Genomic DNA, 13,808 nt, shown 5'->3' on the forward strand with positions numbered 1-13,808 from the left:
GTTTTGCAACACGCTTACCACCATGCCAACTACCTCTTCTCTTTTCTCTCGCATGCCTGGCCGCCGGACACTGCTCGCCGGCCTGGTGGCTGGCACGGCGCTGGCTGTGCTGTCCCCGTTTGCCGCTGCGCAGGGCGGCCCATGGCCTGAGCGCGCTATCCGCGTCATCGTGCCCTTTCCGCCCAGTGGCGCGACCGATCTGGTGGCCCGTGTCGTGGCGCAAAAGGTGTCGCAGGATCTGGGCCAGTCGCTGGTGATCGACAACCGCCCGGGGGCGGGCGGCACTATCGGCACGGCCGAGGCTGCCAAGGCCAGCGCTGACGGCTACACCCTGCTGTTCACCACCAGCAGCACCCATGCGATCTCGCCGCACCTGATGCCCAAGCTGGCCTACCGTGCGGACAAGGACTTCACACCGATCGCCCATGTGGCCGATGCGGCCAGCGTGCTGCTGGTCACCAACTCGCTGCCGGTCAAGACCGTGCAGGAACTGATCAGCTATGCCAAGGCCAACCCCGGCAAGCTGAACTACGCCACCAGCGGCAATGGCACCATCGTGCACCTGAACACCGCCGCCTTTGCGGCCCAGGCGGGCATCACCCTGACCCATGTGCCCTACAAGGGCACGGCCCAGTCGATCAGCGATCTGGCCACCGGCCAGGTGCATCTGCTGTTTGACTCCATCCCCACCGGCATGCCCCATGTGGCCAGCGGCCGTCTGCGTGCGCTGGCCGTCACCAGCGCCGAGCGCACCCAGCTCGCGCCCCAGCTGCCCACGGTGGCCGAATCGGGCCTGCCCGGCTATTCGTCGGTGACCTGGTTTGGCGTCTATGCGCCGGCAGGCCTCAAGCCCGAGCTGACCGCCAAGATCAATGCCGCCTTCAACAAGGCCATGCAAAATCCCGATGTGGTGGCCAGCCTGGCCAAGCTGGGCGCCGATGTGGCCAAGCCCGATACGCCTGCGCAGTTTGCGGACCTGGTCAAGGCTGACAGCGCCCGCTGGGCCAAGGTGATCCAGGACAACCACATCACGCTCGAATAAGCCTTGCCACCACCAGACCGGGGCGGTCGTTGCCGCCCCGGCTGCCCTCCCGATTGCATTCAGAAAGACAAGACATGACCACCGTGAAAGACTGGGCCCAGCCCTATGCCTCGCAGCGCTCGCCCATCCTGGGCCGCAATGTGGTGAGCACCTCGCAACCACTGGCCGCGCAAGCGGGCCTGCGCATGCTGCAAGCAGGCGGCAATGCGGTGGATGCGGCGCTGGCCGCGGCGATGACCTTGACGGTGGTGGAGCCCACGGGCTGCGGCATTGGCAGCGATGCCTTCGCGATTGTCTGGGACGGCCAGGAGCTGCATGGCCTGAACGCCTCGGGCCGCGCGCCAGCGGGCTGGACGCCGGAGTACTTTGACAAGCTCGGCGGTATCCCGGAAAAAGGCTGGAATGCGGTCACCGTGCCCGGCGTGGTCTCGGGCTGGGTGGAGCTGTCCAAGCGCTTTGGCAAGCTGCCTTTTGCGCAGGTGGCGCAACCGGCGATCGACTATGCGCGCCACGGCTTTGCGGTATCGCCCACGATTGCCAAGCTCTGGGCACTGGGCCTGGCCAAGCTGGGCGACCAGCCCGGTTTCAAGGAATGCTTTGCGCCGGGCGGCCAGGCTCCGCAGGCGGGCAGCTGGTTCCAAAGCGAGGCCCATGCCCGCACCCTGGAAGAGATCGCCGAGACCCTGGGTGAATCCTTTTACCGGGGCGCACTGGCGCAAAAGATGGCGGCGCACAGCCAGGCCAACGGCGGCGTGATGACGACCGAGGACCTGGCCGCCCACCGCTGCGACTGGGTGGGCACGGTGGCCCAGCCCTTTGGCGACTCGGTGGTGCATGAGATTCCGCCCAATGGCCAGGGCATTGCCGCGCTGATCGCGCTGGGCCTGCTCGATGCCATCGGCATGGGCGACCAGCCGCTGGACAGCGCCGAGACCGTGCATCTGCAGATCGAGGCGATGAAGCTGGCGTTGGCCGACCTGGCCCAGTACAACGCCGATATCGACCATATGCGTGTCCACCCTCAGCAAGACCTGCTCAACCCCGCCTACCTGGCTGAACGCGCCAAATTGATTGACCCGAGCAAGGCCAGCGTCGCCAGCTACGGCGCGCCCAAGCCGGGCGGCACGGTCTATCTGACGGCCTGCGACGAGAGCGGCATGATGGTGTCCTTCATCCAGTCCAACTACATGGGTTTTGGCTCGGGTGTGGTCGTGCCGGGCACTGGCATCAGCTTGCAAAACCGGGGGGCAGGCTTTAGCACCGAGGCGGGCCACGCCAACCAGGTGGCACCGGGCAAGCGCCCTTCGCACACCATCATTCCTGCCTTTGCTATGCATGCCGATGGCACACCCCAGATGGCCTTTGGCGTGATGGGCGGCCCGATGCAAAGCCAGGGCCATGTGCAGATGGCTGTGCGCGTGCTGCGCTATGGCCAGAACCCGCAGGCCGCTGCTGACGCGCCGCGCTGGCGCGTGACCGGAGGCAACCAGGTCTCTGTCGAACTCGGCTTTGATCCGCAGGTGATTGCCGCGCTGCGTGCGCTGGGCCATGAAGTGACCATCGAAGAAGGCCATGGCGTGTTCGCCTTTGGCGGTGCGCAGCTGATCCTGCGCGAAGGCGGGCACTATGTGGCCGGCTCCGATCCGCGCAAGGATGGCCAGGCGGTTGCCTACTGACGCGCAGACAGAGCCCTAAACACACCCAGGGCGCCACCGGACTGGTTTCGGTGGCGCTTTTTTTGCGTCGGTATGCGCCCGCCGGGATCAGCGTGATTCGCGCACCGACAGCCAGGCGCTGAGCGCGCCGCCCAGTGCAATCGCGACCATGCCCAGCACCGCCCAGTGGTCGGGGATATGGCCGTACAGCAGCCAGCCCGAGAACACGGCAAAGGGGATCTGGCTGTAGAGAAAGGGCGATATCGTGGCCGGCTTGGCATGCTCATAGGCCTTGAGCAGCATCAGGTGGCCAATGGTGCTGCCCACGCCCATGGCGAGCGCCGCCAGCCACAGGGCGGTGGTGGTCGGCATCTGCCAGAACCAGGGCAGGCTGGCGCTGGTCAGCACCAGCGCCAGCAAGCTGGTGTAGATCTGCGTGGTCACCGGCCGCTCCCGGCCGGCCATCTGGCTGCTGACGATCTGGTAGGCCGTGTTGGCTGCCAGCTGTAGCGCCGGCCAGATGAGCGCGCCGCCGCTGAAATTGGCGCTGCCCGGGCGGATGATGACCACGGTGCCCAGAAAGCCCATGGCCACCAGCACCCAGCGCAGCGGGCTGACGGGCTGCTTGAGCCAGAGGGCTGCCACCAGGGTCATCGCCAGCGGCGTCATCGCGACGACGGCCGTGAACTCGGCCAGCGGCAGGTAGCGCAGGCTCATCATCGCGCAGGCATTGCTGCCGCAAAACAGCGCAGCGCGCACCACCTGGAAGCGCGGATGGCTGGTGTGAAACGCCGCACTGCCGTACTGGTAGACGCCCCAGCCGACGGTGAACACCGATTGCAATACATAGCGCAGCCACAACGCCATCAGGAGCGGCAGCAGCGCCCCCGAATATTTGGAGCCGGTATCGAGCAGGCAGAAACAGGCGCAGGCAAACACCGTCAGCACAATGCCGGTGAGGGCCGAGCCTTCACCAGGGCGGCGCGGGGGCGGGGTGCGGGTCGTCTCGGGCAGGCGGGCGGCGCTGTCCGCGGCAAGGGTGGGGGGGCTTATCAGGCCTTTGCCGGGTGGGGCAGAGGCAGTGGCAGGGGCTGTCGGGGGAGTCACGCGGGCAGGGGCACCATGCGGCGGCCGGTCTCCTGCGGAGTCGAAGGGCTGGCTTGGTGTAGCTCCATTGTAGAAAGCGGATGTCTGCTGGGGGCCCCGGCGTGGCGCTGTGGCTGCAGTTTTTTGCGCCCCACTGTCCGATCAGGGACAGTCCGGCGGCTGCTGGATCCTTCTGCGGGTTTGTACCCGCCTTGAACCGAGGGGAACAAAACAGCGTGTTACCATTCAAATGAGAACGATTCGCAAATGTGTCAGTTGTGTAAAGCCCCCGGGCGCAGCAGCTTGGCAGGCATCAGGCGATATCTCCATTCCATCAACCGCTGGGGCTCAGCGTGCGGGCGCAAGAAAAACAGTAGCGATACGGTCTTGGGTCGGGTGCATGCAGGGGCTGCCGGCTTTCCGACCAAAGGATGTTCCATGTCGCGCTCCGCTCGCTCCACCGTCAACCGCCGCCAGTCGCTGCTGCAACTGGGTGCCTTGGTGACCCTGCCCTGGGCGGCAGGCACCGCACTGGCGCAGCAGACCCTGACGGTGCAGCAAGCGGGCGGCCCGGTGCAGATCCCGGTCAAGCCCAAGACCATCCTGGTGTTTGACCTGGCCGCGCTCGACTGCCTGCGCGCACTGGGCGCCGAGGTCAAGGGCGTGCCCGAGGTCGTGAAGTTCCCGCCGGTGCTGGAGCAGTACGCCAGCAAGGACTACACCCGCATCGGCAGCCTGTTCGAGCCCAACTACGAGGTGGTCAAGGGACTCAAACCCGATGTGATCGTCGCCGGTGGCCGCTCGGCCGCCAAGGTGGCCGAGCTGGCCAAGATTGCGCCGACCTTGGACCTGACGGTGGACAACACCCAGCCGGTGGCCAGCGCTTTCAAGCATTTGAAGATCCTGGGCGAGATGGTAGGCAACGAGGCCCAGGCCCAGACCCTGATGGCCGCGATGCAGGCCGATATCGACAAGCTCAAGGGCCTGACGGCCAACAAGGGCGCCGGCCTGATGGTGATGACCAATGGCGGCAAGCTCAGCGCCTATGGCCCGGGCTCGCGTTTTGGCATGCTGCACGATGTCTATGGTATTCCCGCCGCCAACAAGGATATCAAGGTGGCCGGCCACGGCCAGGCGATCTCGTTCGAGTTCATCCTCAAGACCAACCCGGACTGGCTGTTTGTGCTGGATCGCGATGCCGCCATTGGCCGCGAAGGCGCATCGGCTGCCAAGCTGCTGGACAACCCGCTGGTCAACGCTACCAAGGCGGCCAAGAAAAAGCAGATCGTCTACCTGAACTCGGCCAACTGGTACCTGCTGGGCAATGCCAGCCCCGGCTCGCTGCATGACGATGTGACGCAGCTGATCAACGCCTTCTCCAAGGCCTGATTGGCGTGCTGAGCCAGCCCCTGTTGCGAGCCACAGCATGACGACCACGATTGAGAAAGCGCCAGGCGGCGGGCGCGGCCTTGCGCTGCGGCCGCTGGCTTTTGCGCTGCCAGCCATCGCCTTGCTGGCGTTGCTGGCCTTTGTCAGCCTGCTGGTGGGCGTCAGCGATGTGTCGGTGACGACCTTGCTGCGCCTGTTCTCCCACAACGACGATGACCTGGCCACCCAGGTGCTGGTGGCCAGCCGCGTGCCCCGCACGCTGGCACTGCTGCTGGCCGGCAGCGCGATGGCGGTGGCCGGCCTGCTGATGCAGATGCTGGCGCGCAACCACTATGTCGAGCCCACGACCATGGGCACGGCCGAATCGGCCGGTATGGGCATGCTGTTCGGCATCCTGTGGTGGCCCGATATGCCGGTGTTCGGCAAGATGGGCCTGGCGGCAGTGTTTGCGCTGGCGGGCACGGCCTTGTTCCTGGCGGTGCTCAGCCGCATACGGCTGCGCTCGGCGCTGATCGTGCCCTTGGTGGGCCTCGTGCTGTCGGGCGTGATCGAATCGGCCACCACTTTTATCGCCTACCGCTTTGACCTGATGCAGGCGGCGCGCTCCTGGATGACGGCTGATTTCTCGGCCATCGTGCAGGGCCGCTACGAAATGCTCTGGCTGTCGCTGGGCATCACGCTGCTGGCGATGCTGGCGGCAGACCGCTTCACGGTGGCCGGCATGGGCCAGGAATTTGCCACCAACCTGGGGCTCAACTACAAGCGCCTGGTGGCCCAGGGCGTGCTGGTAGTGGCCGTTGTCACCGCCTCGGTGATCGTCACCGTCGGCATCATTCCCTTTGTCGGCCTGATCGTGCCCAACCTGGTGCGCCTGGTGGTGGGCGACAACGTGCGCAAATCGGTGCTCTGGGTGGCCTGGGCGGGGGCCTTGATGGCGCTGGCCTGTGACCTGATTGGCCGCGTGGTCATCGCCCCGTACGAGATACCGATCGGCACCGTGATGGGGGTGCTGGGCAGTGCGATGTTCCTGGCGCTGCTGCTGTCGCGCCGCAAGCGCATGGGAGGCTGAGATGAATACGTTGTCTACCTCGCCTGCGGTGGCGGCGCCCACACCTGCACCCGTGTCCTGGTTGGGCACCCCGGCGCGGCGCCTGTGGCTGCTGCTGGCGCTGGCGCTGCTCGCCAGCCTCTACTTCATGACCAGCCAGGTGCAGGCCGAGTGGAGCTTTGTGCTGCCGCTGCGCGGCAAGAAGCTGGCAACCATGTGGACGGTGGCTTTTGCCATCGGCGTCTCCACCGTGCTGTTCCAGACGGTGACCAACAACCGCATCCTGACGCCGGCGGTGATGGGCTTTGACGCGCTGTTCCAGCTAATCCAGTCGGTGCTGGCCTTTACGTTGGGCGCAGCGGCCATGCAGATTCCGGAGCTCTCGCGCTTTGGCATGAATGTGGGGCTGATGGTGCTGCTGTCGACGAGCCTCTTTGTCTGGTTGTTCCGGGGCCAGGCCAGCAACCTGCATTTGCTGCTGCTGGTGGGCATTGTCGCGGGCATCTTTTTTCGCAGCCTCAATAACTTTGTCTGGCGCGTGATGGACCCCAATGAGTTCACCGTGCTGCAAGACCGCTTGTTTGCGAACTTCAACACCGTCTCGCTGCCCTTGCTGCTGCTGTCGCTGCCGGCGATTGCACTGGTGGGCGTCTGGGTCTGGCGCCAGCGCCATCTGCTCGATGTGCTGGCGCTGGGGCGCGAGGTGGCCGTCAACCTGGGCGTGAACTACCAGCGCTCGGTGATGGGCGTCTTGGTGGTGGTGGCGATTTTGGTGTCCATCTCGACCGCGCTGGTCGGGCCGGTGACCTTTTTTGGCCTGCTGGTGAGCAATATGGCCTACCAGCTGATGCACAGCCACCAGCACCGCTACACCCTGGCCGGCTCGGTGCTGCTGGGGGGCTTGTTGCTGGTGGGCGGCCAGATGGTGCTCGAGCGCCTGTTTGGCTTCAACACCTCGCTGTCCATCGTGGTGGAGTTCCTGGGCGGACTGACCTTTATCTATCTTTTAGTGCGCAAGGCCAAGAGCTGAGCGCGGTGACCAGCCATGATTGAAACCGACAAGCTGCGCAAGACCCATGGCACCACGACGGTGCTGCATGATGTGAGCCTGCGCATTCCCCAAGGCCGGCTGACCGCCATCATCGGGCCCAACGGCGCGGGCAAATCGACGGCACTGTCGCTCATCAGCCGGCTGATGCCGATGACCTCGGGCTCGGTGCGCATCGAGGGCCAGGACATCACGACCACCGCCAGCGATGCGCTGGCGCGCGTGATGGCCATCTTGCGCCAGGACAACCAAAGCGCGCTGCGCCTGACGGTGCGCGATCTGGTGGCCTTTGGCCGCTTTCCGCATTCCAAGGGCCGGCTGACCGAAGAGGACCGCGTGCATGTGGATGCGGCGCTGAACTACTTGAAGCTTCAGCCGCTGGCCGAGCGCTTTCTCGATGAGCTCTCTGGCGGCCAGCGCCAGCGCGCCTACATCGCCATGGTGCTGTGCCAGAACACGCGCTACATCCTGTTTGACGAGCCGCTCAACAACCTGGACATGGCCCACGCCGTTGGCATGATGAAGCTGCTGCGCCAGGCGGTGCAGGATGCCGGCAAGACGGTGGTGGTGGTGCTGCATGACATCAACTTTGCCGCCAGCTATGCCGACCACATCATCGCGATGAAGGCTGGCGCGCTGTACTGCGAAGGCCCGCCCGAGCGGGTTGTGCGTGACGAGGTGCTCAGCGACCTCTATGAAATCCCCGTGCAGGTGCATGAGGTGGGCGGACGCCGCTTTTGCGACTATTTCTGAATTGCGCCTTTGTTTGGTAGATTGGCGGCGGCGCATGCCACCCTGCAACGGCAACCACAGAAGGCACCTGCGATGGCAAAAGATATTCTGGTCAAGGACAAGAAGCGACTGAGCCTGCACACCTGGAGCGTGGAGGAGGGCTTCTCGACCATTGGCCGCGACCCCGGCAGCCGCTTTGTGCTGGACCACCCCAGTGTGAGCCGCAGCCACGGTGCGTTTTTTCTGCGCGAACGCGCCGGTGTGCTGACCATCGAGGACCATGGCAGCACCAATGGCACCTTGGTCAACGGCGTGCCGGTCAAACGCAAGATTCTCTTCGCCGGCGATGTGGTGCAGATCGGCGATTTCCAGCTCTATATCCTGCAGGGATCGGCCGCGCAGGGGCAGCCCGGGCCTGCGCTGGGCAGTGGCCGGGCTTGAGTGGGCCTGGGACCGGCTGGAACCCGGCCGTGGTCGTCAGGACGCAGCAGGCGGCTGCTCGGTGGCCGCGTCGGCCGCAGCCGGCTCCTTTTGGCGCTGCAGCAGCATCGAGTCACCATAGCTGAAGAAGCGGTACTGCTGCGCAATCGCGTGCTGGTACAGACCCATGATGTGCTCGTAGCCGGCAAAGGCGCTGACCAGCATCATCAGGCTGCTCTTGGGCAGGTGAAAGTTGGTCACCAGCATGTCGACCACGCGGAACGGGAAGCCGGGCGTGATGAAGATGTTGGTGTCGTCCGAGAGCTGGCCGGTGCGGGCCCAGGATTCCAGGGTGCGCACCGTGGTGGTGCCCACCGCAATGACCCGGCCACCGCGCAGGCGGCAACGCTCCAGCGCTGCCAAGGTGGGCAGGGGAATGTTGTACCACTCGCTGTGCATCTGGTGGTCTTTGAGGTTCTCGGTCTTGACCGGCTGGAAGGTGCCCGCGCCCACATGCAGGGTCACACTGGCGCGTTCCACGCCCTTGGCCTCCAAGGCAGCCAGCACCTTTTCATCAAAGTGCAGTGCCGCGGTAGGGGCCGCCACGGCGCCGGGGTTCTTGGCGAACACGGTCTGGTAGCGGCGCTCGTCCTCGGCCTGGTTGGGGTCCTGGCCGGTCTGCTGCTCGCGCTCTATATAAGGGGGCAGGGGGATGTGGCCGTGCTGCTGCATCAGCTCCCAGGGCGATTCGCCGTTGGGGCCGCTCAGGCGCAGGCGGAACAGTGCGCCCATCTCGTTGGGCCAGCGGCCCAGCAAGGTGGCGTCAAAGCCACCGGCCTTCTTGCCGCCCATCATGTGCAGCACGCCGCCCACGGCCGGCTTCTTGCTGACCTTCATATGGGCCACGACTTCGTTGTCCTGCAGCACGCGCTCGATCAGCAGCTCGATCTTGCCGCCGCTGGATTTCTCGCCAAAGATGCGCGCCTTGATCACCTGGGTGTCGTTGAAGACCAACAGGTCACCGGCCTGCAACAGATCGGGCAGCTCGTGGAAGCGGCGGTCCAGCAGGCCGGGCTCGCGTGCATCCAGCAGGCGGGAGCCGCTGCGCTCGGCAGCCGGGTGTTGGGCAATCAGTGCTTCGGGCAGGTCGAAATCGAAATCGCTCAGCTGAAATGTGCGGCGGGCACCGGAGAAGGCAGTCATCGTTGGCTCATGCAGGCGGAACACACCCGCAGCTCACAGGGATCAAAACAAGGGGGCGATTGTGCCACCGCCGCAGAGGCGTAGCAGGCTGCGCGGGCTTGGGGGTGTTGGTGGCGGCCTCCTACGTGCTGTGGCGGCGCAGTTGCTATAGTTGCCCGATGCAAGCTCTTCGCCACTTGATGACCGTCTGGCTGGTCTGGGTTCTGGGCGCGCTGGCGGGCCCCGCTGCCAGTGCCGCGCAGGAGGAAACGCTGCGCGTGGGCTCCAAGCGCTTTACCGAATCCTATGTGCTGGCCGAGATCATGGCGCAGCAGGCCCAGGCCGCTGGCGTCAAGACCCAGGTGCGCCAGGGTCTGGGCAATACCGCCATCGTCTACGAGGCCTTGCGCTCCGGCCAGATCGATGTCTATGCCGAGTACAGCGGCACCATTGCACTGGAGATTGCCAAGCATGCCAAGGGCAGCGACCTGGCATCGCTGAACGAAGCGCTGGCGCCGCAGGGCCTGGCGGTGGGTGTGCCCTTGGGCTTTAACGACGGCTATGCGCTGGCGATGCGCCGCAAGCAGGCCGAGGAGCTGGGCATCCGCACGCTTGGCGATCTGGCGCGCCACAGCGAGTTGCGCTATGGCCTGTCGAACGAATTCATCGGCCGGGGTGACGGCTGGCCGGGCCTGGCCCAGCGCTATAGCTTGCAGGCCAAGCCCCAGGGGCTGGACCATGGCCTGGCTTATGAAGCCATCACGCAGCAGCACATCGATGTGATGGATATCTACACCACCGATGCCAAGATCGACCACCTGGGCCTCTTGGTGCTGGAGGATGACAAGGCCTATTTCCCGCGCTATGACGCGCTGCTGCTCTACCGCCAGGACCTGCCCCTGCAAAAGCCGGTGGCCTGGGCGGCCTTGCAAAAGCTGCAGGGCCGGATCAGCGAAGCGGCGATGATTGGCATGAACGCCCAGGCCGAGCTGCAGGGCCAGGGCTTTGCCGAGATTGCCAAGCAGTTTCTGGCGGGTGGGGCGTCCCAAGCCCAGGGATCGACGGCAAGCGACCAGAAGGCTGCAGCACAGCCCAGCTTTGCCTCAAGGCTGTGGGCGCGTCTGGTCGCCCCCGATCTGTGGCGGCTGACCGCGCAGCATCTGGCGCTGGTGCTCATATCGGTAGGGGTGGCGGCGCTGATGGCGGTGCCTGCCGGCATCATGCTGTTTCCGCATGCACGCTCGCGGGCCTTGGCGCTGGGCGCTGCCGGGGTGCTGCAGACAATTCCGTCGCTGGCGCTGCTGGCGGTGCTGATCGCCTGGTTTGGCGTGATCGGGCGGCTGCCGGCGCTGGTGGCGCTGACGGCCTATTCCATCTTGCCTATTCTGAGCAACACCTGCGCGGGCCTCGTGGAGGTATCGCCGGGTTTGCGCAGCGCGGGCTCGGCCCTAGGCATGACGCGGCCGCAGCGCATGCGCTGGGTGGAGCTGCCGATTGCGATGCCCACCGTGGTGGCGGGTATCCGCACCGCCTGCGCGATCGGCATTGGCACGGCCACGATTGCGGCCTTTATTGGTGCAGGCGGCCTGGGTGAGCGCATTGTGACGGGTCTGGCACTGAACGACAGCGCGCTGATGATGGCTGGCGCCTTGCCGGCTGCGGCGCTGGCGCTGCTGTCTGAGCTGGTGTTTGAGCTCTGGGAGCGCTATCTGCGGCGCCGTCGCGTGCGGCGCTGATGCTGCGGGCGGCCTGCAGAGGCACTGTCTTTTTAACCAGTCGTGCGGCAAAGCATGCCAGAATGCAGCATTGCTGAAACTGCCTCCATGTCTGTTGCCACGCCCGCCAACTCTGCTGATGACGCCGCGCCCGCCAAGGGGCGCAAGCCTGGCCGGCCGCGCAAGCTAGCGGTGGCGACGCCTGGTGCAGCGCCTGCCGCCAGCGCCACCAATACCGCAAATGGCCCAGCGAAGACCCCTGCCAAGAACCCGGCCCAGCAAGCGCTGGCCAAGCTGGGGCTGACGCGCGATATCGATCTGGCCCTGCACCTGCCGCTGCGCTACGAGGACGAGACGCGCATCATTGCGCTGCGCAATGCGCGCGACGGCGAGGTCGCGCAGATCGAGGCAACGGTGGTGTCGGCCGATGTGCAGCTGCGCCCGCGCCGCCAGCTGGTGGTGCGGGTGGAAGACGCCAATGGCGACCCCTGCGAGCTGCGCTTTTTCAGCTTCTACCCTTCGCACCAAAAGACCATGGCCGTGGGCAATACCTTGCGCATCCGGGGCGAGGTCAAGGGGGGCTTTTGGGGCCGGCAAATGCTGCACCCGGCCTTTCGCCTGGCCGGTGGCGAGCTGCCCCAGTCGCTCACCCCCGTCTACCCCACCACGGCTGGGCTGCCCCAGCCCTATCTGCGCCGCGCGGTGATCAGCGGCGTGCAGCGCGCGGACCTGAGCGAAACCCTGCCACCCGGTGTGGACCTGCCCTATGCCCGCTACCAGGGCGAGGGCGGCCTGGGCCGTGCCTACACCTTGCGCGAGGCGCTACAGTTTTTGCACCACCCCACGCCCGATGTGGCGCTGGCGACCTTGGAGGACCACAGCCACCCGGCCTGGCAGCGCCTCAAGGCCGAGGAGCTGCTGGCCCAGCAGCTGTCGCAGCTGACGGCCAAGCGCGAGCGTGACCGCCTGCGCGCACCGGCGCTGGTGGCGCAGCGCATGGCCGATGGCAGCCTGAACCTGCATGAGCAGTTTCTGGCTGCGCTGCCCTTTGCGCTGACCGGGGCGCAGCGCCGGGTCTGCGAGGAAATTGCGCGCGACCTAGGGCGCAACATACCGATGCACCGCCTGCTGCAAGGCGATGTGGGCTCGGGCAAGACCATTGTGGCGGCGCTGTCGGCGGTGATCGCCATCGATGCGGGCTGGCAGTGCGCGTTGATGGCGCCGACCGAAATCCTGGCCGAGCAGCACTTTGCCAAGCTGGTGGGTTGGCTCGAGCCCCTGCTGGCGCCACGCGGCCTCAAGGTGGCCTGGCTGGCCGGTGCGCAAAAGAAGAAGCAGCGCGCTGAGATGCTGGCGCTGGTCGAGAGCGGCGAGGCTGCGCTGGTGGTGGGCACGCATGCCGTTATCCAGGACCAGGTGCAGTTCCAGAAGCTGGGGCTGGCCGTCATCGACGAGCAGCACCGCTTTGGCGTGGCCCAGCGCCTGGCGCTGCGGCAAAAGCTGCTGTCCACCGGCATGGAGCCGCATATGCTGATGATGAGTGCCACGCCCATCCCGCGCACCTTGGCGATGAGCTATTACGCCGACCTCGATGTGTCCACCATCGACGAGCTGCCGCCGGGCCGCACGCCGGTGGTCACCAAGCTGATCAGCGACAGCCGGCGCGATGAGGTGGTCTCGCGCATCGCCGACCAGATTGCCCAAGGGAGGCAGGTCTACTGGGTCTGTCCCTTGATCGAGGAGAGCGAGGCGCTGGACCTGTCCAATGCCACCGCGACCCATACCGATCTGAGCGAGGCGCTGCCCGGGGTCATGGTGGGTCTCTTGCATTCGCGCATGCCGACGGCCGAGAAAAAGGCGGTCATGGCTTTGTTCAGCGAAGGGGTGATGGGCGTGCTGGTCTCCACGACGGTGATTGAAGTGGGCGTCGATGTGCCCAATGCCAGCCTGATGGTGATCGAGCATGCCGAACGCTTTGGCCTGAGCCAGCTGCACCAGCTGCGCGGCCGGGTGGGCCGGGGCGCTGCCGCATCGGCCTGTGTGCTGCTGTACGCGGTGGGAGACAACGGCAAACTGGGCGAAACGGCCAAGGAGCGCCTGCGGGCGATGGCCGAAACCTCGGATGGCTTCGAGATTGCCCGGCGCGATCTGGAAATCCGGGGGCCGGGGGAGTTTCTGGGCGCGCGCCAGTCGGGGGCGCCGTTGCTGCGTTTTGCCGATCTGGAGGCCGACAAGCATCTGCTGGAATGGGCGCGGGAGCTGGCACCGCATATGCTGGACCGCTGGCCGGATCTGGCGGCCAGCCATGTTTTGCGCTGGCTGGGCGGCAAGGCCGAGTACCTCAAAGCTTGAAAACTAGTACATAGCTACCAGTTAGGTTGCATGGCAGCATTGCAAACAAGATTCAAAAGTTGCAAAAACACGACGAAATTTAGGTAAATATTGATTGATTCGTGCTATGGGTGCTGCGCAAAATGATGATGGTGTTGCT

Annotated in this window: 11 protein-coding genes; 9 read left to right on the plus strand and 2 right to left on the minus strand. The window is 65.6% G+C overall.

The genetic code is table 11. The features are described from left to right. Positions 1–52 precede the first annotated feature (52 nt). Together WH265_RS21620 and WH265_RS21625 are read left to right on the plus strand one after the other, a co-directional pair. Complete coding sequence (locus WH265_RS21620; protein WP_339559698.1) at positions 53–1,042, plus strand: Bug family tripartite tricarboxylate transporter substrate binding protein; 990 nt, start codon at positions 53–55, stop codon at positions 1,040–1,042. 74 nt (positions 1,043–1,116) lie between these two features. Beyond that, a complete protein-coding gene (locus WH265_RS21625) occupies positions 1,117–2,718 on the plus strand; it encodes a gamma-glutamyltransferase family protein (RefSeq protein ID WP_339559621.1) in 1,602 nt (533 codons plus the stop codon). A gap of 87 nt (positions 2,719–2,805) precedes the next feature. Here the strand turns inward: WH265_RS21625 and WH265_RS21630 are convergent, their stop codons facing one another. Beyond that, complete coding sequence (locus tag WH265_RS21630; RefSeq protein ID WP_339559699.1) at positions 2,806–3,711, minus strand: DMT family transporter; 906 nt, start codon at positions 3,709–3,711, stop codon at positions 2,806–2,808. Between the two features lie 510 nt (positions 3,712–4,221). On the opposite strand from WH265_RS21630, the gene WH265_RS21635 reads away from it, so the two are divergent. From WH265_RS21635 to WH265_RS21655, 5 genes are all read left to right on the plus strand, one after another. Next, positions 4,222–5,172, plus strand: coding sequence for a siderophore ABC transporter substrate-binding protein (locus tag WH265_RS21635; RefSeq protein ID WP_339559622.1), 951 nt, complete (start codon positions 4,222–4,224; stop codon positions 5,170–5,172). 37 nt (positions 5,173–5,209) lie between these two features. Then, a complete protein-coding gene (locus WH265_RS21640) occupies positions 5,210–6,241 on the plus strand; it encodes an ABC transporter permease (protein ID WP_339559623.1) in 1,032 nt (343 codons plus the stop codon). A gap of 10 nt (positions 6,242–6,251) precedes the next feature. After that, the gene (locus tag WH265_RS21645; RefSeq protein ID WP_445228567.1) at positions 6,252–7,250 is read left to right on the plus strand and encodes an iron chelate uptake ABC transporter family permease subunit; all 999 of its coding nucleotides are present in this window, start codon (positions 6,252–6,254) and stop codon (positions 7,248–7,250) included. A gap of 15 nt (positions 7,251–7,265) precedes the next feature. Beyond that, positions 7,266–8,021, plus strand: coding sequence for an iron ABC transporter ATP-binding protein (locus tag WH265_RS21650; RefSeq protein ID WP_339559625.1), 756 nt, complete (start codon positions 7,266–7,268; stop codon positions 8,019–8,021). 72 nt (positions 8,022–8,093) lie between these two features. Continuing rightward, the gene (locus tag WH265_RS21655) at positions 8,094–8,441 is read left to right on the plus strand and encodes an FHA domain-containing protein (RefSeq protein ID WP_148293259.1); all 348 of its coding nucleotides are present in this window, start codon (positions 8,094–8,096) and stop codon (positions 8,439–8,441) included. A gap of 36 nt (positions 8,442–8,477) precedes the next feature. Here WH265_RS21655 and queA read toward each other — a convergent pair whose 3' ends face one another. After that, on the minus strand, positions 8,478–9,623 hold the full coding sequence (queA, locus tag WH265_RS21660) for a tRNA preQ1(34) S-adenosylmethionine ribosyltransferase-isomerase QueA (protein WP_339559626.1): 1,146 nt from the start codon (positions 9,621–9,623) through the stop codon (positions 8,478–8,480). Positions 9,624–9,781: 158 nt separating this feature from the next. Between queA and WH265_RS21665 the strand changes: the two genes are divergently transcribed. After that, positions 9,782–11,338, plus strand: a complete 1,557-nt coding sequence (locus WH265_RS21665) for an ABC transporter permease/substrate-binding protein (protein ID WP_339559627.1) — start codon at positions 9,782–9,784, stop codon at positions 11,336–11,338. An 87-nt stretch (positions 11,339–11,425) separates the two neighbouring features. Continuing rightward, positions 11,426–13,669, plus strand: a complete 2,244-nt coding sequence (recG, locus tag WH265_RS21670) for an ATP-dependent DNA helicase RecG (protein WP_339559628.1) — start codon at positions 11,426–11,428, stop codon at positions 13,667–13,669. The last annotated feature ends 139 nt before the right edge of the window (positions 13,670–13,808 follow it).

It is taken from the genome of Comamonas sp. MYb396, from assembly GCF_037479555.1.
Classification (GTDB): Bacteria; Pseudomonadota; Gammaproteobacteria; order Burkholderiales; family Burkholderiaceae_C; genus Comamonas.